Raw genomic sequence first — 24277 nt, 5'->3', positions numbered from 1 at the left:
GCGCGGGGATGCTTCACTCCTGGCCGATCGACTCCAAAAACTCCGACCGCTCATCACTCATCCGCGCCAGGCAATCGTTCAGTTCGATCGCATAGGGCTTGGTGCCGGTCGCCGCCGGGAAGGTGTCCACCGCGCAATCGGCGTCACGTAATTTTTCCCACTTCTGCTGGGCATCCTTCAGACGAGCGGTAATGTCTGCCAGCTGTGACTTGTTGCTGCCATAGGTCGAACCCATGCGCTCCAGCAACCCTTGATAGTTATCCTTGAGCAATTGCTCGGCGGTGGTTTTGTTGTAGGTGGCGCATTCCAGGGTTTGCTTGTCGTTTTCGATGCCGTCGCACGGCGTGCTGTCGGTGTCTTCGGCCGCGTGGACGCCGGTTGCGATGAGTGCCAAAGCCAGGAAAATCGATTTCATTGCGCCGTCTCATATCGGTTGATGCGGGAATTCTGGCCCAAGCGTAAGACAAAGAACAGCCGCCAGACAGACCTGTCTTAGCGACCTTCGTCGCGGATTGACGCTTTCGGCAATTCCCCTGTCGTTTTTGCACCCGGTCCGCTCGGCCCCTCGGCATATGCTGGCCCCAAAGCGCCGGCAGACGATTCGGCGCACGAATCGCCAATAAGGGGACGCCTGATGAGCCCAGCGCAATTACACGCCGACAGCATCGTTATCGACGGGCTGATCATTGCCAAGTGGAACCGCGAGCTGTTCGAGGACATGCGCAAAGGTGGCCTGACCGCCGCCAACTGCACCGTGTCGGTGTGGGAAGGGTTCCAGGCGACGATCAATAACATCGTCGCCAGCCAGACCCTGATCCGCGAGAACAGCGACCTGGTGATCCCGGTGAAAACCACCGCCGACATCCGCAAGGCCAAGGAACAGGGCAAGACCGGCATCATCTTCGGCTTCCAGAACGCCCACGCGTTTGAAGACCAGCTCGGCTACGTCGAGATCTTCAAGCAGCTCGGCGTCGGTGTGGTGCAGATGTGCTACAACACCCAGAACCTGGTCGGCACCGGTTGCTACGAACGCGACGGCGGGCTGTCGGGCTTCGGTCGCGAGATCGTCGGCGAGATGAACCGCGTCGGCATCATGTGCGACCTGTCCCACGTCGGCTCCAAGACCAGCGAAGAAGTCATCCTCGAATCGAAAAAACCGGTGTGCTACTCCCACTGCCTGCCCTCCGGGCTCAAGGAACACCCGCGCAACAAGTCCGATGAAGAGCTGAAGTTCATCGCCGACCACGGCGGCTTTGTCGGCGTGACCATGTTCGCGCCGTTCCTGGCCAAGGGTATCGATTCGACCATCGACGACTACGCCGAAGCCATCGAGTACACCATGAACATCGTCGGCGAAGACGCCATCGGCATCGGCACCGACTTCACCCAGGGTCATGGCCAGGATTTCTTCGAAATGCTGACCCATGACAAGGGCTACGCCCGCCGCCTGACCAGCTTCGGCAAGATCATCAACCCGCTGGGCATCCGCACCGTGGGCGAGTTCCCCAACCTCACCGAGACTCTGCTCAAGCGCGGCCACAGCGAACGCGTGGTGCGCAAGATCATGGGCGAGAACTGGGTCAACGTCTTGAAGGACGTGTGGGGCGAATAAGCCAAACACCCACGGGCAACACCACTACGAATTTTCTGGAGTTAAGTTTCCATGGCCAAGATCGCCCCGCAATTGCCTATCGAAGTCGACAGCGAAACCGGTGTCTGGACCTCCGACGCCCTGCCGATGCTGTACGTACCGCGTCATTTCTTCGTCAACAACCACATGGGCATCGAAGAAGTGCTCGGCGCCGAGGCCTATGCTGAGATCCTCTACAAGGCCGGCTACAAATCCGCCTGGCACTGGTGTGAAAAAGAAGCCGAATGCCATGGCCTTGAAGGCGTGGCGGTGTTCGAGCACTACATGAAGCGCCTGTCGCAACGCGGCTGGGGCCTGTTCAAGATCCAGGACATCGACCTCGACAAAGGCACCGCCAGCGTCAAGCTCGAACACTCGGCGTTCGTCTACGTGTACGGCAAGGTCGGGCGCAAGGTCGACTACATGTTCACCGGCTGGTTTGCCGGGGCCATGGACCAGATCCTGCAAGCGCGCGGCAGCACTATTCGCACCGTGGCCGAACAAGTCTACGGCGGCTCCGAAGAGGGCCATGACGACGGCCTGTTCACCGTCAAGCCGTTGTAAGTCGAGGAACCCTGCCATGGCTTTCGAAGCAATGTTCGCGCCGATCCAGATCGGCAAACTGACCATCCGCAACCGCGTGCTCAGTACCGCCCACGCCGAGGTGTATGCCACCGACGGCGGCATGACCACCGACCGCTATGTGAAGTACTACGAAGAGAAAGCCAAGGGCGGGATCGGCCTGGCCATCTGCGGCGGGTCTTCCAGCGTGGCCATCGACAGCCCGCAAGGCTGGTGGAAATCGGTGAACCTGGCCGACGACCGGATCATCCCGCACTTCCAGAACCTGGCCGATGCCATGCACAAGCATGGCGCCAAGATCATGATCCAGATTACCCACATGGGCCGCCGCTCGCGCTGGGACGGCGAGCATTGGCCGACCCTGCTGTCGCCCTCGGGCATCCGCGAGCCGGTACACCGTGCGACCTGCAAGACCATCGAGCCGGAAGAGATCTGGCGCGTGATCGGCAACTACGCCAGCGCGGCAGCGCGGGCGAAAGCCGGTGGCCTGGACGGCGTGGAACTGTCGGCGGTGCATCAGCACATGATCGACCAGTTCTGGAGCCCGCGGGTCAACAAGCGCACCGACGAATGGGGCGGCAGCTTTGAAAACCGCATGCGTTTCGGCCTGGAAGTGCTCAAGGCGGTGCGGGCTGAAGTCGGCCCGGATTTCTGCGTCGGCATCCGCCTGTGCGGCGATGAGTTCCACCCGGACGGCTTGTCCCACGAGGACATGAAGCAGATCGCCAAGTATTACGACGACACCGGCATGCTCGATTTTATCGGTGTGGTCGGCTCGGGTTGCGATACCCACAACACCCTGGCCAACGTCATCCCGAACATGAGTTATCCACCGGAGCCGTTCCTGCATCTGGCGGCCGGGATCAAGGAAGTGGTCAAGGCCCCGGTGCTGCACGCGCAGAACATCAAGGACCCGAACCAGGCCACGCGCATCCTCGAAGGCGGCTATGTGGACATGGTTGGCATGACCCGCGCCCACATCGCCGACCCGCACCTGATCGCCAAGATCAAGATGGGCCAGATCGACCAGATCAAACAGTGCGTCGGCGCCAACTATTGCATCGACCGCCAGTACCAGGGCCTGGATGTGCTGTGCATTCAGAACGCCGCGACCTCCCGCGAATACATGGGCGTGCCGCACATCATCGAAAAATCCACCGGGCCCAAGCGCAAGGTGGTGGTGGTCGGCGCCGGGCCAGCGGGGATGGAGGCTGCGCGCGTCGCCGCCGAGCGTGGCCACGACGTGACCCTGTTCGAGAAAAAAGCCTTTATCGGCGGGCAAATCACTACCGCCTCCAAAGCCCCGCAGCGCGACCAGATCGCCGGGATCACCCGCTGGTTCCAACTGGAACTGGCGCGGTTGAACGTCGACCTGCGCCTGGGCGTGGCGGCGGACGCGGCGGCCATCCTCGACCTGCGCCCGGATGTGGTGGTGCTGGCGGTGGGCGGGCATCCGTTCCTGGAGCAGAACGAACACTGGGGCGCGGCCGAAGGCCTGGTGGTCAGCAGTTGGGACGTGCTCGACGGCAAAGTCGCGCCGGGCAAGAACGTGCTGGTCTACGACACCATCTGCGAATTCACCGGCATGTCGGTGGCCGATTTTCTCGCGGACAAGGGCAGCCAGGTCGAGATCGTCACCGACGACATCAAGCCCGGCGTGGCCATCGGCGGTACGTCGTTCCCGACCTACTACCGCAGCATGTACCCCAAGGAAGTGATCATGACCGGCGACATGATGCTGGAAAAGGTCTACCGCGAAGGCGACAAGCTGGTGGCGGTGCTGGAGAACGAATACACCGGCGCCAAAGAGGAGCGGGTGGTCGATCAGGTGGTGGTGGAAAACGGCGTGCGTCCCGATGAGGAGATCTACTACGCCCTCAAGCCCGGCTCGCGCAACAAGGGGCAGATGGACATCGAAGCGCTGTTCGCGATCAAGCCGCAACCGTGCCTGAGCGAAGCGGGCGAGGGCTACTTGCTGTTCCGTATCGGTGACTGTGTGGCGCAGCGCAATACCCACGCCGCGATCTATGACGCCCTGCGCTTGTGCAAGGATTTCTGACCCGACACCGAACCAATGTGTACTCGGTCTGAAAATGTGGGAGGGGGGCTTGCCCCCGATGGCGGTGGGTCAGCTACAGCTGTATCAACTGACAGTCCGCCATCGGGAGCAAGCTCCCTCCCACATTCAGACCCGGTTTCACAGTAGATCCGTGTGGTCTGTGGGAGCTTCACCATGTTGAATACTCTTCTTCCGATTCTGCTGTTCGCGGCGCTGGGCCTTGCTGTTCTGGGCGCACTGCGGCGGGCAGCCATGTGGCGCCGTGGGCGGGCGTCGAAGGTCGACTTGATCAAAGGCCTGCTGGCCATGCCCAAGCGCTACATGGTCGACCTGCACCACGTGGTCGCCCGCGACAAATACATCGCCAACACCCACGTCGCTACGGCGCTGGGTTTTGTGCTGTCGGCGCTGCTGGCGGTCCTGGTGCATGGTTTCGGCCTGCATAACCGCATCCTCGGCGTTGCCTTGCTGCTGGCGTCGGTACTGATGTTTGTCGGCGCCACGTTTGTCTATCTGCGCCGGCGCAATCCGCCGTCGCGCCTGTCGAAAGGCCCGTGGATGCGCCTGCCGAAAAGCCTGATGGCGTTTTCTGTGAGCTTCTTCCTGGTGACGCTGCCGGTGGCCGGGGTGCTGCCCGCTGACTTCGGCGGCTGGTTGCTGGCTGCGTTGTTGAGCGTGGGTGTGCTGTGGGGCGTGTCGGAAATGTTCTTCGGCATGACCTGGGGCGGGCCGATGAAGCACGCCTTCGCCGGTGCCTTGCACCTGGCCTGGCACCGCCGCGCCGAGCGCTTCGGCGGGGGCCGTTCCACCGGTTTGAAACCGTTGGACCTGAACGATAAAAGCGCGCCCCTGGGGGTGGAAAAACCCAAGGACTTCACCTGGAACCAACTGCTCGGCTTCGACGCCTGCGTGCAGTGCGGCAAGTGCGAAGCGGCGTGCCCGGCGTTCGCCGCCGGCCAGCCGCTGAACCCGAAAAAGCTGATTCAGGACATGGTGGTCGGCCTGGCCGGCGGCACCGATGCCAAGTTCGCCGGCAGCGCTTATCCTGGAAAACCGATCGGTGAACACCGCGGCAACCCGCACCAACCGATCGTCAACGGCCTGGTGGACGCCGACACGTTGTGGTCCTGCACCACCTGCCGCGCCTGTGTGGAAGAGTGCCCGATGATGATCGAGCACGTGGACGCCATCGTCGACATGCGCCGCCACCTCACCCTGGAAAAAGGCGCCACGCCGAACAAGGGCGCCGAAGTCCTCGAAAACCTGATCGCCACCGACAACCCCGGCGGCTTCGCACCGGGCGGCCGGCTGAACTGGGCGGCGGATCTGAACCTGCCGTTGCTCAGCGAAAAAGGTCGCTGCGAGGTGCTGTTCTGGGTCGGCGACGGTGCCTTCGACATGCGCAACCAGCGCACCCTGCGCGCCTTCGTCAAAGTGCTGAAAGCGGCCAAGGTCGACTTTGCCGTGCTCGGCCTGGAAGAGCGCGACAGCGGCGACGTCGCCCGCCGTTTGGGCGATGAAGCGACCTTCCAACTGCTGGCCACGCGCAATATCCAGACCTTGGCCAAGTACAACTTCACGCGCATCGTCACCTGCGACCCGCACAGTTTCCATGTGCTGAAAAACGAATACGGCGCCTTCAACGGTGACTATGTCGTACAGCACCACAGCACCTTCATGGCCGAGCTGATCGGCCACGGCGCGCTGAACCTGGGCCAGCACAAAGGCAGCAGCGTGACCTATCACGACCCGTGCTACCTGGGCCGCTACAACGGCGAATACGAGGCGCCGCGCCAGGTGCTGCGCGCGTTGGGGATCGAGGTCAAGGAGATGCAACGCTCGGGCTACCGTTCACGCTGCTGCGGTGGCGGTGGCGGCGCACCGATCACCGACATTCCGGGCAAGCAACGCATCCCCGATATGCGGATGGACGACATCCGCACAACCGGCGCCGAACTGGTGGCCGTGGGCTGCCCGCAATGCACTGCGATGCTCGAAGGCGTGGTCGAACCGCGTCCACTGATCAAGGACATCGCCGAGTTGGTGGCCGATGCCTTGCTCGACGAGCCGGCGCCGGCCAAAGCCCCGATCACGCGTGAACCCGCGGAGGTACACTGATGAGCGACATTATCCGCCGCGACCCACGCGCCGAATGGATCGCCCGTAACCGCCTGCACCCGCTGCATGCGGCGATGCAGCCGGTGCAACACAGTTGGATGGGGCCCAACGGCGTCATCCGCAAGAACGTCCATGGTGTCGGTTTTATCGGCCCCAACGGCATCAAGCGCATCGACCGCAGCGGTGCCCAGCAGGGCGGGGCGGCCAAGCGCACGGCGGCGGTGGCGGTGCAGTTGCCGCTGCATCAGGTGGCGGCGCCCGCGTTCTACATCAACGTGGTGCCGGACATGGTCGGCGGCCGCCTGAGCAGCCACGACCGTGACCTGCTCGGCCTGGCCCGGCAACTCGCCGGCAGCGACGGTGCGGTGCTGGCCGTGGTGTTTGGCGAACACAAGGAAAACGCATTTGCCACGGCCGGCGTCGACCGCCTGCTGGTGCTCGAAGGCCATGCCTTCGACGGTTATTCACCGGAGCAGCGCGTGCAGGGCCTGCGGGCTGTGGATAACCAGTTCAGCCCGCGCCATTGGTTGCTGCCGGACAGCCGCAGCGGTGGCGGCGAACTCGGTCGGCGTTTTGCCGCCAGCCTCAACGAGCGCCCGGCCACGCGGGTCTGGCAGATCCAGGGCGAGCAGTGCATCGGCCGTGCAGGTGCGGGTCAGCAAGACGTGGCCCGGCCGTTGCCGCGCCTGATCCTGGCGGCTGCCGAATGCGCCGATCCGGTCAGCGACACTCGGCATGAAGTGCTGCCCGTGGAGTTATCCACAGCCCTGGCGCGCAGCCTGCCGCGTATCGAAGACCTCGGCGCGGTGGCGGTGGACCCGGCGGCGATTCCGATGGCTGAAGCCGAGTTTATTTTCTCCGGCGGCAACGGCGTGAAGGACTGGGCGCTGTTCCACCAGACCGCCGCCGCCCTGGGCGCTACCGAAGGCGCCTCGCGCGTCGCGGTGGACGATGGCTTCATGGCCCGCGATCGCCAGGTCGGCGCCAGCGGCACCTGGGTCACGGCGCGGGTGTATGTGGCCGTCGGTATCTCCGGGGCGATCCAGCACCTGCAAGGCATCGGCGCCTGCGACAAGGTGGTGGCGATCAACCTCGACCCCGGCTGCGACATGATCAAGCGTGCCGACCTCTCGGTGATCGGCGACAGCGCCGCGATTCTGCAAGCCTTGATCGCCGCGGTCGAGGCCTACCGCCACGGCGCCAAGCGCGATGCGGCTTAAGCAAAGGATAAGGGCATGAACACGCAGGTAATCAGTTTGGTCTCCATCGGCGCCCACCCCACCTCCGGGCGACCGCGCCGCGCCGAGCAGGATGCGCGCGCGGTCGAGTTGGGCCTGCAAATGGCTGGGGATAAGTTGCAGGTGCTGCATGCCGGCGACATCGCCGAACCCACGCTGCGCAGCTACCTGGGCATGGGGCTGGCGCAGTTGCATGTGCTCGAACAACCGCCTGGCGCCGATGCTTTGCCGGTGCTCAGTGAGTATCTGCGCGACGCCGGTGCCCAGGTGGTGCTCACCGGTAGCCAGGCCGAAACCGGCGAAGGTTCGGGGATGTTGCCGTTCCTGCTCGCCGAACACCTGGGCTGGCCGCTGATTGTCGGGCTGGCGCAGGTGGAGTCCATCGAGAGCGGCGTGGCCCTGGTGCTGCAAGCCTTGCCCCGTGGGCAGCGGCGGCGCTTGAAGGTGCGCCTGCCGTTTCTGGCCACGGTGGATAACGCTGCGCCCAAGCCTCGGCAGAGCGCCTATGGCCCGGCGCAACGCGGCGAACTGGCGGCCCACGAGGTCGAGGTTGAAGCGGACGAGTTATTCACAGGCGCCGTGTTGCAACCGGCCAAGCCACGACCCAAGCGGCTCAAGGTGATCAAGGCCAAGAGCGGCGCGGACCGGATGAAGGCGGCCACGGCCAAGGCCAGTGGTGGCGGCGGGCAGGTACTCAAGGGCCTCAGCCCTGAAGCGGGTGCTGAAGCGATTCTCAAGTTGTTGCTTGAGGAAGGCGTGGTTCGCTGAGCCGCAACGGGGAGAATGGCTTACCCACAATCCCTGTTGACCCGTCTGTGGATAACCTGTTCGCGGTTGTCCACACCCCCTGTAAATCAAGCCCTGCAGCCCTCCGTACAAAAAACGACCAGGCTAACCCTCGGTTTTTCCTTGGGTTTCTGTGTGATCACAGCGATTACCCCGCGCAGAGTTTCCCCCAAAGTCTGTTGGCGCTTCTGTGGATAAGATGTTCGCTTACCGCTGCAGCCCTTATAAATAAAGGCTTACGCTAGGCTGATCGAAATTTGATCAATTGCGCGCATTTGCCCGCTGAAACGCGTGGATAGCCCGGTTTATGAAGGTTTGAAGGGGTTTTCCACAGCCGCGTCAAAGTTGCCCCCAAAGTCTGTTGGTGCTTCTGTGGATAAGGTGTTCGCGTACCGCTACAGGGCACGGTTCATATGGCTTACACGGAGTTGTTCAAAAATTGATCAGTGGCGCCTTAAAACGGCCAAGTCGAATAAGTCACGGATTTTCTTGATTTAATTTCGGCGGGCAGGCGCACTTGCGCACAATTGCTGTGGGTGGCTCTGTGGATAAGTTGTTGGGCAAAGGCTGGAGGGCAGGCGGCGAGAGGGCTTCAGTGTGCTTGAACAAATTTTGATCAGTGCGCAACCCAATGTGGGAGCGAGCAAGCCCGCTCCCACAGGGATGGTTACTGGGCGGCCACGCCTTTGAGGTAGGGCGCCGGCGCCGCGCCGAGGTTGCTCAACATGCGCTCGCTGTACCAGTCGATGAAGTTCACCACGCCGAACTCATAGGTCTTGGAGTAGGGGCCCGGCTGGTAGGCGGTGGAGTTGATCCCGCGCTGGTTTTCTTCGGCCAGGCGACGGTCCTGGTCGTTGGTGGCGTCCCATACCTGGCGCATGCGCTCCACGTCGTAGTCCACGCCTTCGACCGCGTCCTTGTGGACCAGCCACTTGGTGGTGACCATGGTTTCCTGGGCGCTGATCGGCCACACGGTGAACACGATCACGTGGTCGCCCATGCAGTGGTTCCACGAGTGCGGCAGGTGCAGGATACGCATCGAGCCCAGGTCCGGGTTCTTGATGCGGCCCATCAACTTCTTGCAGCCCTGTTTGCCGTCCAGGGTCATCGACACGGTGCCCTTGAGCAGCGGCATACGCACGATGCGGTTGCGCAGGCCGAAGCTGGCGTGGGCGTAAGGGATTTTTTCGGCTTCCCAGGCCGCGGCGCTGGCGGCCACGTGGTCCTTGAAGGCCTGGTCGGCGCGCGGGTCGGTGACGTCGTCCCACTCGAGCAGGGTTTTCAACAGCTCGGGGTGCGAGGCGTTGCAGTGGTAGCACTCGCGGTTGTTTTCCAGCACCAGTTTCCAGTTGGCCTTTTCCATCAAGGTGGTTTGCACCGCCACCTTGGTGTTTTCCATGTCGTAGGGTTCCATGTAGTGGTTCAGGGTCGACAGGAAGTCATCGATGGCCGGCGGGTTCTGCGCCAGGCTGATGAAGATGTAGCCGCCGGCGGTCTTTACGTTGATCGGCTTGAGGCCGTACTGCTTCATGTCGAAGTCGGCGCCCATCTCGGTGCCGGCGAACAGCAGGCGGCCGTCCAGTTCGTAGGTCCACTGGTGATACGGGCAGACCAGCTTGGCGACCTTGCCTTTGTCGCTGGTACACAAGCGCGAACCGCGGTGGCGGCAGACGTTGTGGAACGCATGCACCACGCCATCGGCGCCACGGATCACGATGATCGGGTTCTTGCCCACTTGCAGGGTCAGGAAGTTGCCCTTGGTGGGGATCTCGCAGGTCATGCCGGCGATCAACCATTCTTTCTGGAAGATCTCCTGCATATCGATATCAAACAACCGCTCATCAGAGTAGAACGGCTGTGGCAGCGAGAACGTGCGTTCGCGCTCTTGCAGCATCTGCGCGGTGGCCTTGCGTGCGGGTTCCAGCGGATCGCCCAAGCTTAAGGTTGCGGTGACGTCCATCGTGTGTGTCCTCATGGCCATTCTGTGTGGCCGGCGAAAGTGGCTACGGTTAGTGCAGTGCAAGGCGTAAAGAAAGTGTCGTTGTTGGCAGCGAGTGTGCGGCCGCCGTTGCGGTGAACCTTATCCATGGGCGACATGGCCCAATCTGTTCCCGACGCGCAACCCCCTGTCGTTGGGGGCTGGTCGCGATAAGTATGTGAATGTCGCAGATAGGTAAATGGGTGGTTCTCGCGTTACGCAGAATCGCCACCATAAGGCCGAGCCTCGGCGGTGGAGAACAGCATGTCCAGTAACTTCCTGAATCCGGTAACCACCCAGACCTGGGCCAATGGTCGGCACATTGTCCGTTGCGTCAAAGTCATCCAGGAAACCTGGGACGTTCGCACCTTCTGCTTCATGGCCGACCAGCCGATCCTGTTCTTTTTCAAGCCGGGGCAGTTCGTCACCCTGGAGCTGGAAATCGACGGCCAGCCGATCATGCGTTCCTACACCATCTCCAGCTCGCCGTCGGTGCCTTACAGCTTCTCGGTGACGATCAAGCGCGTGCCGGGCGGCAAGGTCTCCAACTGGCTGCACGACACCCTGCACGAGGGCCAGGAGCTGGCGGTCCACGGGCCGGTCGGGCTGTTCAATGCCATCGACTTCCCAAGTCCGAAGGTGCTGTACCTCAGCGGCGGCGTCGGCATTACCCCGGTGATGTCCATGGCGCGCTGGTTCTACGACACCAACGCCAACGTCGACATGACGTTTATCCACAGCGCGCGCTCGCCCAAAGACATCATCTACCACCGCGAGCTGGAGCACATGGCCTCGCGGATCGACAACTTCAGCCTGCACCTGATCTGCGAGAAGCACGGCCTGGGCGAGCCCTGGGCCGGGTATCGCGGTTACCTGAACCACAAGATGCTCGAATTGATGGTGCCGGACTTCCTGGAGCGCGAAGTGTTCTGCTGCGGCCCCACGCCGTACATGACCGCAGTGAAGCGCCTGCTGGAAGCCGCCGGTTTCGACATGACGCGTTATCACGAAGAGTCCTTCGGCGCGACGCCAGCGGAAGCCCGCGCCGATGCGGTGGAACAGGCCGAACAAGCCGCCGATGCGCCGGAAATCGACCTGGCGGACCTGCATCAGGTCGAGTTCATCACCTCGGGCAAGAGCATCCGCGTGGCGCCGGGCGAAACCGTCCACGCCGCTGCGGCCAAGCTCGGCCTGCTGATTCCCAAGGCCTGCGGCATGGGGATTTGCGGCACATGCAAGGTGCTCAAGCTGGGCGGCGAGGTCGAGATGGACCACAACGGCGGGATTACCGAGGAAGACGAAGCCGAGGGCTACATCCTGTCGTGCTGCAGCGTGCCGAAGGGCGACGTGCGGATTGAGTTCTAGGCACGCCCATGCGCCCTGCGCGGGCGCCAGGCGTTTCAGTACAGCCCTGCGCGGGCGCCAGGCGTTTCAGTACAGCCCTGGGCGGCGGTCCAGATGAACGTGGTTATGCTCGCTAATGTGTTTGTTCCGCGCCTGTAGCAGCGGCAGGTCGGCGACCAGGCGCTGTTCTTGTTGATGGGAAACCCCGCCGGCCAGCGGATAGCCGTCCGCATCGACAATGACTGAGCCGCCCACCCAATTCACACCGCGCTCCTCACCGTATCGATCACACGCGGCGATAAACATCCGATTGACCGCCGCGTTGGCCTGCACGCGGACGATTTCGCCTGGGCGCTCGGCGGCGGGCCGTGGGCTGTCCGGCCAATTCACTGGCGCGCACAGCAGGTCGGTACCGGCCAGGGCCGCCAGGCGGACCCACTCGGGCAGCTCGAGGTCGTAGCAGATCACCACGCCAATGCGCCCGACAGCCGTTTCCACCAGCGGCGGCGGGGCAGTGCCGGCGGTGAAGATCAGCTTTTCGCGGTCCCACAGATGCGCCTTGCGGTATACCGTCAGCCTACCGTCGGGCTCAATCAGCGCGGCGCTGTTGGCCACTTGGCCGGCACTCAGGCGCTCGCAGAAGCCCGCGACGACGATCAAGCCCAACTCGATAGCCAGGGTTCTCCACAGACTCAGCGTCGGGCCATCGAGCGGTTCCGACACCGCCCTGGCCTCTGCCAGGTCATTGAACGCGTAGCCGCTTTGCATGAGTTCGGGCAGCACCACCACGTGGGCACCCAGGCTGGCCGCGCCACGGATCGCCGTTTCACTCAGGCGACGGTTGTCGTCGGCGTCGCCCAGGCGCGGCGCCAACTGATGGCAGACAACGCGTATCGGTGTCATGACTCATCGCCTTCAAACAGGCGTTCGCTGGCTTCAATTGCGCGTTGCTCAGCGGTCAGGTCACGCGTACACGACAGCAGGCAGTAGGCAATCGCAGAAACTGCCAGGCCTACTACGAATGCAATATCAGCCCCGTCCAAGGCCTTCGCGATGGGCCCTTGGTAAAACCCCAGGGAGATGAACGGTGTCATCGCCCCCAGGCCGAGGAAATAGGAAACAAGCCCGGCACCCGACCAGCGGCCGTAGATCCCGTCCGGGTTGAAGATGTCGCTGATTGCGTATTGCCCCTTGCGGACAACATAGAAGTCCGCGAGGTTGACGGCGGTCCACGGCACCAGGAAATACAGCATCAGCAAGACGAAGGTATTGAAACTCTCCAGGTAGCTCTGCGGGATACTCAAGGCGATGGCGAAAATCACCCCGCCCACCAGGCTGATCCCCACGATGCGCCCTTTGATGCCCGGTTTGATCGACACGAAGCCGTCAATCGCGCTGATACCGGTCAGCATGGCGCCGTAACAGTTGACCGCCATGATGCCAACCAGCGCGGGTACTGCGATCAACACGGTAAAGGTGCCAAACCCTGGAAGCAGTTGGTTGCCCACCGCCTGCACGCTGCCGATGGCGTCGGGTGAGGGCAGCGCCGAGGCGAGAAACGCCCCCAGCGACATCAGCCACAGTGCCGAACTGGCAGCCCCCAGGTACGTCCAGGTGATGACCCTGCGCGACGGCGTGTCATGGGGCAGGTAGCGCGAGTAGTCCGAGACATAGACGGCGTAGCTGATCTGGTAACCGGCAGCGGCTGAAAGCTGGATCAGAAAGGCCGACCAGGAAAAATGCGCGTCGACCACCGCCGCGTTGGCCTGCAGGTTCATCACGGCAGCGACCGTGAGGACCGCGAACACACTGATCATCACGTAGGTCAGCCAGCGTTGCACGGTGTGCAGGAGGTTGTGGCCGATCACGGCAATCACCACGGCCAGGATGATCATCAAGGCGTACCACGGGGCGCGGTTGCCGGGCAGCACGGTATTGATGGCGTCGGTCGCCAGAATCACGTTGAACACGTTAAAGCCGATGTACACGAACACCACCGCGATAAAGGGCACGATTGCCCCGCGCAGGCCGAACTGTGCCCGCGACTGGATCATCTGCGGCAAACCCATGCGCGGCCCCTGGTTGGCGTGGAATGCCATGGCGAACGTGCCCAGGCACACGCCGATGACAATCGCCAGGATCGCGTACACCAGGCTCAGCCCCAACGCTGCGCCGGTAAACCCGGTGACCAGGGTGGTCAGTACGAAGTTACCGGTGAACCAGAACGGCGCCTGATGCCAGACCTTGCCGTGGCGTTCATTGCGCGGCACGTAGTCAATGGAGCGGGTTTCGATTTTCAGTGTGGTGGATGGCGGAGCAGCCGAACGGTTGGGGGGCGTGTTCATAGGCATCACGGTCTGTTTTTATTAAGTGAGACTATGAAGAGTCTTGTAACTAAAAAGATTATTGAATCGGCATTTGCAAATAATCACTTCACGAATTTCTGAACTGATTGCCTGAAGCCTTCTGAAGCAAGGCTTGTATTACGCATTGGCTTTTTATTTCCAAGTGATATAGAGCCATTTCCTACAATTATCTACGCTGAGCAGCACATACGTCGTATTCGCCCTTCGCATTGAAGCAGTAGGTGGACGTCCTGATTACATACCAAGGACGATTGCCATGTCTGCTATCCCCTCCCGCAGTAAAGGCGCAGCGCGCTTGCTTGCCAAGAATGTCACTGCACTTGTTCCGGACTTTCCTTTTCATTACGCCCGGTTTCTTGAAACGGCTGACAGTTTAGGCACGCCGTTGGCGCAGGTATCCCGCCAGGCCTATGGCAAGCAGGTCTTGATCGTCGGCGCCGGCGTCGCTGGAATGGTCGCGGCCTATGAAGCCATGCGCATGGGGTTGCACCCGGTGGTAGTAGAGGCCAGTGGCCGCATCGGTGGGCGCCTGTATTCCTATGTGGCGGGTGATCCGCAAGATCCGGATAACAGTGTTATCTGCGAAATGGGTGCCATGCGCTTTCCTGTTTCAGGCAAGGCGTTGATGCACTATTTCGACAAAGTTGGCATGCGGGCCAACTCGACGGATTTTCCCAATCCGGGGTCGCCTTTTACCCCCAGCACGGTCGTCGACTACCAGCAAAAACAGGTTTATTACGAAGGCGATAATCTGCCGGTTGATTACGCCGAGATCGAGCGCAAGCTATTCGAAGTATTTCTTGAGCAGGACCCGATCAAGTTCACTGAGATGGAAGCGGCAATGTCCGAGGGCAGCCTTGATCAGGCCCGGATCAAAGCCTTGTGGAACGCGATCCTTGATGCGGGTTGGGACAACCTCAGTTTTTTTGCCGCGATGGTCGAGCAGGCGGGTTGGAGTCGCGAAGATATCGATCTGTTCGGCCAGATCGGCTTCGGCACTGGCGGCTGGAATACCGATTACCCGAACTGCTTCCTGGAGGTGTTACGGGTGCTGTATACCGGGTTGGATACCAACCACAAGCTGATGTATGACGGCTCCAGCGAGCTGCCAAACCGGCTGTGGACGCGTGCCCCGGATACCTTCGGCGACGCCATGGTCCATTGGCCTGCGGGCACCACCGTCCAAGGCCTGACTACCCAGGTCATCGCTCAGCCTTTGAAACAGGAAGTGCGGCAGATCCTACGTCGGCCGGATGGCCAGTTCGACGTGTGGGTGTTTGATCACAATCTGGGAAGCGACCGCCAATACACCTTTCCTGCCGTGGTCTATACCCCGCACAAACGGGTCCTCGACAAATTCCGTTATATGGATGGCGCTGCCCGCTTCAACGCGATGAATGACCTGTTATCCGGCAAGGAATGGGAAGCGGTGATGTACACCCATTACATGCAGTCGGCAAAAATCTTCGCGCAAACCAAACGACCGTTCTGGACCGATATGGAGGCTGATTCGCAGTACAGGATGAGTGTGACGTTGTCGGATCGAATCACCCGCGGCACCTACCTGCTGGACTATAGCGAGAGCCAGGGGCCTCACAACGGCAGTGGCCTGTTTTTGTCTTACACCTGGAATGATGACGCCCTCAAATTCCTGGGTGATCGCAGTGCGCCGCTGCCGTCCCACGTGCAGTTATGCACAACCCTGCTGGACAGCGTGTATGCCCCTCATCAGTTGAATCTGGCCGCTGAGTTCGGCATGACCAACCCGTTTGTTGAAATCAACTGGGAAGAGCAGCCGTTTTTCCTGTGCGCGTTCAAAATGAACCTGCCGGGACAGTACGAGTACCAGCGCTTGTTGTTTTCTCAGTTCATGAACGGTGTGTCGAGCGCGAACCCCGACGGCTTCATTCTTGCGGGTGACGATGTTTCGTGGACGGGAGGCTGGGCGGAAGGGGCGGTGACGACGGCCTTGAACGCGGTAAATAAACTGGCGGTGAAATTCAACGGCGGGACCCTTCTCACCAACCGTGGCCCTATTGATGAATGGCAAGCGCTTCAGCCGAAGGCCTTGTGAGCATACGTGTGTGAGCGAGATGCGCGAGCGGTAGGCGCTGGGCGTTAAATCATGAGCCTGCAAGTTGCTGCAGGCCCGCGTCGCAGGTCATGAGCCTGCGACGCGGGCCGTCGTTTCACGCGCCCATCACTTCGCGAATATCCGCCGCCAGTTCGCGCACGCGTTCTTCCTCGGTGTCCCACGCACACATGAAGCGCGCGCCGCCTTTGCCGATGAAGGTGTAGAAGCGCCAGCCCTTGGCCGTCAGCGCGGCGATCGCCGGTTCCGAGAGTTGCAGGAACACGCCGTTGGCCTGCACCGGGAACATCAATTCCACGCCGGGAATATCCGCCACCAGGCTGCTCAACAACTGCGCGCAGTGGTTGGCGTGGCGCGCGTGTTTGAGCCAGGCGTCGTTTTCCAGCAGGCCCACCCACGGCGCAGAGAGGAAGCGCATCTTCGACGCGAGCTGGCCGGCCTGTTTGCAGCGGTAGTCGAAGTCTTCGGCCAGTGCGCGGTTGAAGAACAGAATCGCTTCGCCCACGGCCATGCCGTTTTTCGTGCCGCCGAAGCACAACACATCCACCCCGGCTTTCCAGGTCAGGTCGGCCGGCGAACAGCCGAGGAACGCGCAGGCGTTGGCGAAGCGCGCGCCGTCCATGTGCAGGTTCAGGCCGAGCTCTTTGCAGGTGGCGCTGATGGCGCGGATTTCGTCCGGGGTGTACACGCTGCCGACTTCAGTGGCCTGGGTCAGCGTCACCACGCGGGGTTTGGGGTAATGGATGTCCTGGCGCTTGAGGGCGATCTCGCGGATCGATTCCGGGGTCAGCTTGCCGTTTTCGGTGCGCGCGGTGAGCAGCTTGGAACCGTTGGAGAAAAACTCCGGGGCGCCGCATTCGTCGGTCTCGACGTGGGCGGTTTCCGAGCAGATCACGCTATGGTAGCTCTGGCACAGCGACGACAGCGCCAGGGAGTTGGCGGCGGTGCCGTTGAAGGCGAAGAACACTTCGCAGTCGGTCTCGAACAGGTTGCGGAAACCGTCGGCGGCGCGGTGGGTCCATTCGTCATCGCCATAGGCGCGCTGATGGCCGTGGTTGGCTTGTTCCATGGCAGCCCAGGCTTCCGGGCAGATGCCGGAATAGTTATCGCTGGCGAATTGTTGGCTCTTGTCGGTCATGGCCCATTCCTGTGGTCGATGTTGGTGCACACTTTAACCAAGATTGTCCGGGGTGCACACGCACTGTAAATGCAAAGTCACTGGGGAATTATGCACGCTACTGAAACGATTCCTGTCGGACGTGTCCGCGATGGCGCCTTGGATTTGCTCAAGTGGCTGGCGCTGCTGAGCATGGTGCTGGACCACTTGCGTTATGTCGGGTTGAGCCTGGATGGCCTGTATGTGCCGGGGCGCCTGGCGTTCCCGTGGTTTTGCCTGGCGATTGCGGCGAATGTGCATCGGGTGCGAGACGCGCCGGTGAGCGGCCGCTGGCGTTACCTGGGCTGGTTGCTGTTGTTCAGCCTGATCAGTGAAGTGCCGTACCGGCTGTTCATCGAAGATGCCGATACGTTGAATGTGTTGCCCACCTTGGCGTTGGGCCTGCTGGTTGCCCGAGGATGGCAGCAGAAGGCGCTGGTTGATCGAGGATTGGCGCTGATTGCCCTGGCGATAGGCGCTGTGTTTTCCACGCAGCTGATGTTCGGTTTCTTCGGTGTATTGCTGCCGTGGGCGATGGTGTTGGTGTTTCGTCGGCGATGGTATTTCAGCGTATTTCCGGGGCTGCTGTGTGTGGCAGCCAATCAATGGCAGATTCTGCTCGATAGCGGCACGCCGGTGGCGCGGATGGGGTTGGCGGCATGCCTGATCGCGCCATTGGCCGGCCTGGTCCTGTTGCGACATGTCAAAAACGCCACGCCGCCGGCAATGCGGCGCTGGGCCTATGCCCTCTATCCTGTGCATTTCCTGCTGCTGCTACTCGTCCGTCAAATCATCGCCTAATCAGTGTGGGAGGGGCGGTGCGACGGTTCGACTTGCCCCCGATAGCGGTGTGTCAGCCACGGCATGTGCAAGCTGATCCACCGCTATCGGGGGCAAGTCGAACCGTCGCACCGCCCCTCCCACATTTGTTCTGCGTTGTTCCAGCAATGTCGTAAACGCACCTTTGCGTGGCGTCCGTAGGCATTTGACCTGCCGGCGCCAGCCCTACCATCGCATCAAAGGGCCCTGCACGGGCCTTAACAATACGAAAGGCTGGGAGAGACGCGATGTTCAGCAAACAAGACCAGATCCAGGGTTATGACGATGCACTGCTCGCGGCGATGAATGCCGAGGAGCAGCGGCAGGAAGATCATATCGAGCTGATCGCGTCGGAGAACTACACCAGCAAGCGCGTGATGCAAGCCCAGGGCAGCGGCCTGACCAACAAGTACGCCGAAGGCTACCCGGGCAAGCGCTACTACGGTGGTTGCGAGCATGTGGACAAGGTCGAAGCCCTGGCCATCGAGCGCGCCAAGCAGTTGTTCGGCGCCGACTACGCCAACGTGCAGCCGCATTCCGGCTCATCCGCCAACAGCGCGGTGTACCTGGCGCTGTTGAACGCCGGTGACACCATCCTCGGCATGAGCCTGGCCCACGGCGGCCACCTGACCCACGGCGCCAAAGTGTCGTCCTCGGGCAAGCTGTACAACGCGGTGCAATACGGCATCAACACCGACACCGGGCTGATCGACTACGACGAAGTCGAGCGCCTGGCCGTGGAGCACCAGCCGAAGATGGTGGTGGCCGGTTTTTCCGCCTACTCCAAGACCCTGGATTTCCCACGCTTTCGTCAGATCGCCGACAAGGTCGGTGCGCTGCTGTTCGTCGACATGGCCCACGTCGCCGGCCTGGTGGCCGCCGGTCTGTACCCGAACCCGCTGCCTTACGCCGACGTGGTCACCACCACCACCCACAAGACCCTGCGCGGTCCGCGTGGCGGCCTGATTCTGGCGCGTGCCAACGAAACGATCGAAAAGAAACTCAACGCCGCTGTATTCCCTGGCGCCCAGGGCGGCCCGCTGATGCACGTCATCGCCGGCAAGGCGGTGTGCTTCAAGGAAGCCCAGGAGCCTGGCTTCAAGGCCTATCAGCAGCAAGTGATCGACAACGCCCAGGCCATGGCCGGCGTGTTTATCAAACGCGGCTACGATGTAGTGTCCGGCGGCACCGATAACCATCTGTTCCTGGTCAGCCTGATTCGCCAGGGCCTCACCGGTAAAGACGCGGACGCCGCCCTCGGTCGCGCCCACATCACCGTCAACAAGAACGCCGTGCCGAATGACCCGCAGTCGCCGTTCGTGACGTCGGGCCTGCGTATCGGCACGCCGGCGGTGACCACGCGCGGTTTCAAGGTGCCGCAATGCATCGAGTTGGCCGGCTGGATCTGCGACATCCTCGACAACCTCGGCGACGCCGATGTCGAGGCCGACGTGGCCAAGCGCGTGTCGGCCCTGTGCGCTGATTTCCCGGTTTATCGCTGAGCGCGGTTTTGGAGTAATGACTATGCAACGCTACTCGGGCTTCGGCCTCTTCAAGCACTCACTCAGCCACCACGAAAACTGGCAGAAGATGTGGCGCACGCCGACCCCTAAAAAGGTGTACGACGTGGTCATCGTCGGCGGTGGCGGGCATGGTCTGGCGACCGCCTATTACCTGGCCAAGGAGCACGGCATCACCAATGTGGCCGTGGTCGAAAAGGGCTGGCTGGGCGGCGGTAACACCGCGCGCAACACCACCATCGTGCGTTCCAACTACCTGTGGGACGAGTCGGCGCACTTGTACGAACACGCGATGAAACTGTGGGAAGGCCTGTCCCAGGACCTGAACTACAACGTGATGTTCTCCCAGCGCGGCGTCTACAACCTGTGCCACACCCTGCAGGACATCCGCGATTCCGAACGTCGCGTCAGCGCCAACCGCCTCAACGGCGTGGACGGCGAACTGCTCAACGCCAAACAGGTCGCGGACGAGATTCCGTACCTGGATTGCTCGAAGAACACCCGCTACCCGGTGATGGGCGCCACCGTGCAACGGCGCGGCGGCGTGGCCCGTCACGATGCCGTGGCCTGGGGCTTTGCCCGCGCCGCCGACGCCCTCGGAGTGGATTTGATCCAGCAGACCGAAGTGATCGGCTTTCGCAAGGAAAACGGCGTGTGCATCGGCGTCGAAACCAACAAAGGCTTTATCGGCGCCAAGCGCGTCGGTGTAGTCACGGCCGGTAACTCCGGGCACATGGCTTCGCTCGCCGGTTTCCGCCTGCCGATCGAATCGCACCCGCTGCAAGCACTGGTGTCGGAGCCGATCAAGCCGATTATCGACAGCGTGATCATGTCCAACGCCGTACACGGTTACATCAGCCAGTCCGACAAGGGCGACCTGGTGATCGGCGCCGGTATCGACGGCTACAACGGCTACGGCCAGCGCGGTTCGTACCCGGTGATCGAACACACCATCCAGGCCATCGTCGAGATGTTCCCGGTGCTCTCGCGCGTGCGTATGAACCGCCAGTGGGGCGGCATCGTCGACACCACGCCGGACGCCTGCCCGATCATCTCCAAGACCCCGGTGCCGAACATGTTCTTCAACTGCGGTTGGGGCACCGGCGGTTTCAAGGCCACTCCCGGTTCAGGCAACGTGTTTGCCGCGAGCCTGGCCAAGGGTGAAATGCACCCGCTGGCCGCACCTTTCTCCATCGACCGTTTCCACAACGGTGCGTTGATCGACGAACACGGCGCTGCGGCCGTCGCCCACTAACAGGAGAAATTCCCTATGTTGCATATCTTCTGTCCTCACTGTGGCGAACTGCGCTCCGAAGAGGAATTCCATGCCTCCGGCCAAGCGCACATCCCACGCCCGCTGGACCCCAACGCCTGCACCGATGAAGAGTGGGGCGACTACATGTTCTTCCGCGACAACCCCCGTGGCCTGCACCACGAACTGTGGATTCACGCCGCCGGTTGCCGTCAGTACTTCAACGCGACCCGCGACACGCTGACCTACGAAATTCTTGAAACCTACAAAATCGGCACCAAGCCACAATTCACCGCCAAGGCTGCTGGAGCGAAGGTATGAGCCAGATCAATCGCCTGTCCAACGGTGGCCGGATCGACCGTAACAAAGTCCTGACCTTCAGCTTCAACGGCCAGACCTACAAAGGCTTCGAAGGCGACACCCTGGCCGCCGCGCTGCTGGCCAACGGTGTCGACATCATCGGCCGCAGCTTCAAGTACTCGCGCCCACGCGGCATCTTTGCTGCCGGTGCCGAAGAGCCGAACGCGGTGCTGCAGATCGGCGCCACCGAAGCCACCCAGATTCCCAACGTGCGCGCCACGCAACAGGCGTTGTACCAGGGCCTCGTCGCCACCAGCACCAACGGCTGGCCGAGCGTGAACAACGACGTGATGGGCATTCTCGGCAAAGTCGGCGGCAAGCTGATGCCACCGGGTTTCTACTACAAAACCTTCATGTACCCGCAGTCGTTCTGGATGACCTACGAGAAGTACATCCGCAAGGCTGCGGGTTTAGGCCGCTCGCCGACCGAGAACGACCCGGACACCTACGACAACTTCAACCGGCATTGCGACGTGCTGGTGGTCGGTGCCGGCCCGGCCGGTCTGGCCGCTGCACTGGCCGCTGCGCGCAGTGGCGCCCGCGTGATCATCGCCGATGAGCAGGAAGAGTTCGGCGGCTCGTTGCTCGATTCGCGCGAAAGCCTCGACGGCAAGCCGGCCACCGAGTGGGTCGCCAGCGTCATCGCCGAACTCAAAGCCCTGCCGGACGTGGTGCTGCTGCCCCGCGCCACCGTCAACGGTTACCACGACCATAACTTCCTGACCATTCACGAGCGTCTCACCGATCACCTCGGCGACCGTGCGCCGATCGGCCAGGTGCGCCAGCGTATCCACCGTGTGCGTGCCAAGCGCGTGGTGCTGGCGACCGGTGCGTGCGAGCGTCCGCTGGTGTACGGCAACAACGACGTGCCGGGCAATATGCTCGCCGGTGCAGTCTCGACTTACGTGCGCCGTTACGGCGTGGCGCCGGGCAAGAAACTGGTGCTGTCGACCAACAACGACCACGCCTACCGCGTCGCCCTGGACTGGTTGGAAGCCGGCCTGAAAGTGGTGGCCGTGGCCGATGCCCGCCATAACCCACGCGGCGCGCTGGTGGAAGAAGCCCGCGCCAAAGGCATTCGTATCCTCACCGGCAGCGCCGTGATCGAAGCCCGTGGCAGCAAGCATGTGAGCGGCGCCCGTGTTGCCGCCATCGATGTCAAAGCGCATACCGTCACCAGCCCCGGCGAGTGGCTGGACTGCGACCTGGTGGCCAGCTCCGGCGGCTACAGCCCGGTGGTCCACCTGGCCTCGCACCTGGGCGGCAAGCCGACCTGGCGCGAAGACATCCTCGGTTTTGTACCGGGTGAAGCACCGCAAAAGCGCGTGTGCGTTGGCGGTATCAACGGCGTCTACGGCCTGGGCGATTCCCTGGCGGACGGTTTTGAAGGGGGCGTGCGCGCCGCCAGCGAAGCCGGTTTTAGCCCGGTGGAAGGCACGCTGCCCAAAGCCTTGAACCGCTTGGAAGAGCCGACGCTGGCGCTGTTCCAGGTGCCTCACGAGAAAGCCACTGCACGGGCGCCCAAGCAATTCGTCGACCTGCAGAACGACGTCACCGCGGCCGCCATCGAACTGGCGACCCGCGAAGGTTTCGAGTCGGTGGAACACGTCAAGCGCTATACCGCGCTGGGCTTCGGCACCGACCAGGGCAAGCTGGGTAACGTCAACGGCCTGGCCATTGCGGCGCGTTCGCTGAACGTGACCATCCCGCAGATGGGCACCACCATGTTCCGCCCCAACTACACGCCGGTGACCTTCGGCGCGGTTGCGGGGCGGCACTGTGGGCACATCTTCGAGCCCGTTCGCTACACCGCGCTGCACGCCTGGCATGTGAAGAATGGCGCCGAGTTTGAAGACGTCGGCCAGTGGAAACGCCCGTGGTACTTCCCGCGCAACGGTGAAGACCTGCACGCGGCGGTCAAGCGCGAATGCCTGGCGGTGCGCGACAGCGTCGGCCTGCTGGATGCGTCGACCCTCGGCAAGATCGACATCCAGGGCCCGGATGCCCGCGAGTTCCTCAACCGCATCTACAGCAACGCCTGGACCAAGCTCGACGTGGGCAAGGCGCGCTACGGCCTGATGTGCAAAGAAGACGGCATGGTCTTCGACGACGGCGTGACCGCTTGCCTGGCCGACAACCACTTCCTGATGACCACCACCACCGGCGGCGCGGCCCGTGTGCTGCAATGGCTGGAAATCTACCAACAGACCGAATGGCCGGACCTCAAGGTCTACTTCACCTCGGTCACCGACCACTGGGCGACCATGACCCTGTCGGGCCCCAACAGCCGCAAGCTGCTGGCCGAAGTCACCGACATCGACCTGGACAAGGACGGCTTCCCGTTCATGACCTGGAAAGAAGGCCTGGTCGGCGGCGTGCCGGCGCGGGTGTTCCGCATCTCGTTCACCGGCGAGCTGTCGTATGAAGTCAACGTGCAGGCCGACTACGCCATGGGCGTGCTGGAGCAAATCGTCGAGGCCGGCAAAAAGTACAACCTGACCCCGTATGGAACCGAAACCATGCACGTCCTGCGGGCCGAGAAGGGCTTCATCATCGTCGGCCAGGACACCGACGGCTCGATGACCCCGGACGACCTGAACATGGGCTGGTGCGTCGGCCGTACCAAGCCGTTCTCGTGGATCGGCTGGCGCGGCATGAACCGCGAAGACTGCGTGCGCGAAGATCGCAAGCAATTGGTCGGCCTCAAGCCGATCGATCCCGCGGTGTGGCTGCCGGAAGGCGCGCAACTGGTGTTCGACGCCAAGCAGACGATCCCGATGAAGATGGTCGGCCACGTCACCTCCAGCTACGCGCATAACTCCCTCGGTTATTCGTTTGCGCTGGCGGTGGTCAAGGGCGGCTTGAAGCGCATCGGCGAGCGGGTGTTTTCGCCGCAAGCGGATGGCAGCGTGATCGAGGCGGAGATTGTGTCCTCGGTGTTCTTTGATCCGAAAGGCGATCGCCAGAACATCTGATA

At 62.2% G+C, this 24277-nt stretch carries 18 protein-coding genes; 13 read left to right on the top strand and 5 right to left on the bottom strand.

Going from position 1 to position 24277, the window contains the following annotated elements; all coding sequences use genetic code 11:
• Positions 1 to 13: 13 nt before the first annotated feature.
• On the bottom strand, positions 14 to 415 hold the full coding sequence (locus TU80_RS04495; RefSeq protein WP_046381806.1) for a lysozyme inhibitor LprI family protein: 402 nt from the start codon (positions 413 to 415) through the stop codon (positions 14 to 16).
• Between the two features lie 219 nt (positions 416 to 634).
• On the opposite strand from TU80_RS04495, the gene TU80_RS04490 reads away from it, so the two are divergent.
• From TU80_RS04490 to etfB, 6 genes are all read left to right on the top strand, one after another.
• Positions 635 to 1612 (top strand): dipeptidase, encoded by a 978-nt coding sequence (locus TU80_RS04490; RefSeq protein WP_017849539.1) that lies wholly within the window; start codon positions 635 to 637, stop codon positions 1610 to 1612.
• 51 nt (positions 1613 to 1663) lie between these two features.
• Entirely contained in the window at positions 1664 to 2194 is a 531-nt protein-coding gene (locus TU80_RS04485) for a DUF5943 domain-containing protein (RefSeq protein ID WP_046381807.1), read from the top strand.
• Between the two features lie 16 nt (positions 2195 to 2210).
• Positions 2211 to 4271: a dimethylglycine demethylation protein DgcA gene (gene dgcA / locus TU80_RS04480; protein ID WP_017849541.1), complete on the top strand. Its 2061-nt coding sequence runs from the start codon at positions 2211 to 2213 to the stop codon at positions 4269 to 4271.
• A 174-nt stretch (positions 4272 to 4445) separates the two neighbouring features.
• Complete coding sequence (gene dgcB, locus TU80_RS04475; protein WP_057003924.1) at positions 4446 to 6389, top strand: dimethylglycine demethylation protein DgcB; 1944 nt, start codon at positions 4446 to 4448, stop codon at positions 6387 to 6389.
• Positions 6389 to 7609, top strand: coding sequence for an electron transfer flavoprotein subunit alpha (gene etfA, locus TU80_RS04470; protein WP_046487912.1), 1221 nt, complete (start codon positions 6389 to 6391; stop codon positions 7607 to 7609). Before dgcB ends, etfA begins: the two co-directional genes overlap by 1 nt.
• A 15-nt stretch (positions 7610 to 7624) precedes the next feature.
• Entirely contained in the window at positions 7625 to 8395 is a 771-nt protein-coding gene (gene etfB / locus TU80_RS04465; protein ID WP_046487910.1) for an electron transfer flavoprotein subunit beta, read from the top strand.
• 685 nt (positions 8396 to 9080) lie between these two features.
• On the opposite strand, the gene gbcA is transcribed toward etfB, so the two are convergent.
• Positions 9081 to 10373, bottom strand: coding sequence for a glycine-betaine demethylase subunit GbcA (gene gbcA, locus TU80_RS04460; protein WP_017847882.1), 1293 nt, complete (start codon positions 10371 to 10373; stop codon positions 9081 to 9083).
• Positions 10374 to 10655: 282 nt separating this feature from the next.
• Here gbcA and gbcB point away from each other — a divergent pair, with 282 nt between their 5' ends.
• Positions 10656 to 11756 (top strand): glycine-betaine demethylase subunit GbcB, encoded by a 1101-nt coding sequence (gbcB, locus tag TU80_RS04455; RefSeq protein WP_017847881.1) that lies wholly within the window; start codon positions 10656 to 10658, stop codon positions 11754 to 11756.
• Between the two features lie 66 nt (positions 11757 to 11822).
• Here the strand turns inward: gbcB and TU80_RS04450 are convergent, their stop codons facing one another.
• Together TU80_RS04450 and TU80_RS04445 are read right to left on the bottom strand one after the other, a co-directional pair.
• Positions 11823 to 12638 carry a nitrilase-related carbon-nitrogen hydrolase gene (locus TU80_RS04450; protein ID WP_057003923.1) on the bottom strand — a complete coding sequence of 272 codons (816 nt, stop codon included), beginning with the start codon at positions 12636 to 12638 and terminating at the stop codon, positions 11823 to 11825.
• Positions 12635 to 14080, bottom strand: coding sequence for a purine-cytosine permease family protein (locus tag TU80_RS04445; protein ID WP_057003922.1), 1446 nt, complete (start codon positions 14078 to 14080; stop codon positions 12635 to 12637). Before TU80_RS04445 ends, TU80_RS04450 begins: the two co-directional genes overlap by 4 nt.
• 277 nt (positions 14081 to 14357) lie before the next feature.
• Here TU80_RS04445 and TU80_RS04440 point away from each other — a divergent pair, with 277 nt between their 5' ends.
• Positions 14358 to 16175, top strand: a complete 1818-nt coding sequence (locus tag TU80_RS04440; protein ID WP_057003921.1) for a flavin monoamine oxidase family protein — start codon at positions 14358 to 14360, stop codon at positions 16173 to 16175.
• 115 nt (positions 16176 to 16290) lie between these two features.
• On the opposite strand, the gene TU80_RS04435 is transcribed toward TU80_RS04440, so the two are convergent.
• Positions 16291 to 17331: a threonine aldolase family protein gene (locus TU80_RS04435; RefSeq protein ID WP_017847880.1), complete on the bottom strand. Its 1041-nt coding sequence runs from the start codon at positions 17329 to 17331 to the stop codon at positions 16291 to 16293.
• A 90-nt stretch (positions 17332 to 17421) separates the two neighbouring features.
• Here TU80_RS04435 and TU80_RS04430 point away from each other — a divergent pair, with 90 nt between their 5' ends.
• The 5 genes from TU80_RS04430 (at position 17422) to TU80_RS04410 (ending at position 24275) form a co-directional block, all read left to right on the top strand.
• On the top strand, positions 17422 to 18150 hold the full coding sequence (locus TU80_RS04430) for a TraX family protein (RefSeq protein ID WP_057003920.1): 729 nt from the start codon (positions 17422 to 17424) through the stop codon (positions 18148 to 18150).
• Positions 18151 to 18416: 266 nt separating this feature from the next.
• The gene (glyA, locus tag TU80_RS04425) at positions 18417 to 19670 is read left to right on the top strand and encodes a serine hydroxymethyltransferase (protein ID WP_017847878.1); all 1254 of its coding nucleotides are present in this window, start codon (positions 18417 to 18419) and stop codon (positions 19668 to 19670) included.
• Positions 19671 to 19692: 22 nt separating this feature from the next.
• Positions 19693 to 20943, top strand: coding sequence for a sarcosine oxidase subunit beta (locus tag TU80_RS04420; protein WP_003209185.1), 1251 nt, complete (start codon positions 19693 to 19695; stop codon positions 20941 to 20943).
• A 15-nt stretch (positions 20944 to 20958) separates the two neighbouring features.
• Entirely contained in the window at positions 20959 to 21261 is a 303-nt protein-coding gene (locus TU80_RS04415; protein WP_017847877.1) for a sarcosine oxidase subunit delta, read from the top strand.
• Positions 21258 to 24275, top strand: coding sequence for a sarcosine oxidase subunit alpha (locus TU80_RS04410; protein ID WP_046381816.1), 3018 nt, complete (start codon positions 21258 to 21260; stop codon positions 24273 to 24275). Before TU80_RS04415 ends, TU80_RS04410 begins: the two co-directional genes overlap by 4 nt.
• Positions 24276 to 24277 lie beyond the last annotated feature (2 nt).

The organism is Pseudomonas veronii (assembly GCF_001439695.1).
GTDB lineage: Bacteria > Pseudomonadota > Gammaproteobacteria > Pseudomonadales > Pseudomonadaceae > Aquipseudomonas > Aquipseudomonas veronii.
The sequence above is the reverse complement of the archived record's forward strand: the minus strand, read 5'-3'. Positions and strand labels throughout refer to the sequence as shown.

Coding starts and splice junctions, on each gene's coding strand:
- TU80_RS04495 (WP_046381806.1), bottom strand. CDS start 415: ATGAAATCGATTTTCCTGGCTTTGGCACTCATCGCAACCGGCGTCCAC.
- TU80_RS04490 (WP_017849539.1), top strand. CDS start 635: ATGAGCCCAGCGCAATTACACGCCGACAGCATCGTTATCGACGGGCTG.
- TU80_RS04485 (WP_046381807.1), top strand. CDS start 1,664: ATGGCCAAGATCGCCCCGCAATTGCCTATCGAAGTCGACAGCGAAACC.
- dgcA (WP_017849541.1), top strand. CDS start 2,211: ATGGCTTTCGAAGCAATGTTCGCGCCGATCCAGATCGGCAAACTGACC.
- dgcB (WP_057003924.1), top strand. CDS start 4,446: ATGTTGAATACTCTTCTTCCGATTCTGCTGTTCGCGGCGCTGGGCCTT.
- etfA (WP_046487912.1), top strand. CDS start 6,389: ATGAGCGACATTATCCGCCGCGACCCACGCGCCGAATGGATCGCCCGT.
- etfB (WP_046487910.1), top strand. CDS start 7,625: ATGAACACGCAGGTAATCAGTTTGGTCTCCATCGGCGCCCACCCCACC.
- gbcA (WP_017847882.1), bottom strand. CDS start 10,373: ATGGACGTCACCGCAACCTTAAGCTTGGGCGATCCGCTGGAACCCGCA.
- gbcB (WP_017847881.1), top strand. CDS start 10,656: ATGTCCAGTAACTTCCTGAATCCGGTAACCACCCAGACCTGGGCCAAT.
- TU80_RS04450 (WP_057003923.1), bottom strand. CDS start 12,638: ATGACACCGATACGCGTTGTCTGCCATCAGTTGGCGCCGCGCCTGGGC.
- TU80_RS04445 (WP_057003922.1), bottom strand. CDS start 14,080: ATGAACACGCCCCCCAACCGTTCGGCTGCTCCGCCATCCACCACACTG.
- TU80_RS04440 (WP_057003921.1), top strand. CDS start 14,358: ATGTCTGCTATCCCCTCCCGCAGTAAAGGCGCAGCGCGCTTGCTTGCC.
- TU80_RS04435 (WP_017847880.1), bottom strand. CDS start 17,331: ATGACCGACAAGAGCCAACAATTCGCCAGCGATAACTATTCCGGCATC.
- TU80_RS04430 (WP_057003920.1), top strand. CDS start 17,422: ATGCACGCTACTGAAACGATTCCTGTCGGACGTGTCCGCGATGGCGCC.
- glyA (WP_017847878.1), top strand. CDS start 18,417: ATGTTCAGCAAACAAGACCAGATCCAGGGTTATGACGATGCACTGCTC.
- TU80_RS04420 (WP_003209185.1), top strand. CDS start 19,693: ATGCAACGCTACTCGGGCTTCGGCCTCTTCAAGCACTCACTCAGCCAC.
- TU80_RS04415 (WP_017847877.1), top strand. CDS start 20,959: ATGTTGCATATCTTCTGTCCTCACTGTGGCGAACTGCGCTCCGAAGAG.
- TU80_RS04410 (WP_046381816.1), top strand. CDS start 21,258: ATGAGCCAGATCAATCGCCTGTCCAACGGTGGCCGGATCGACCGTAAC.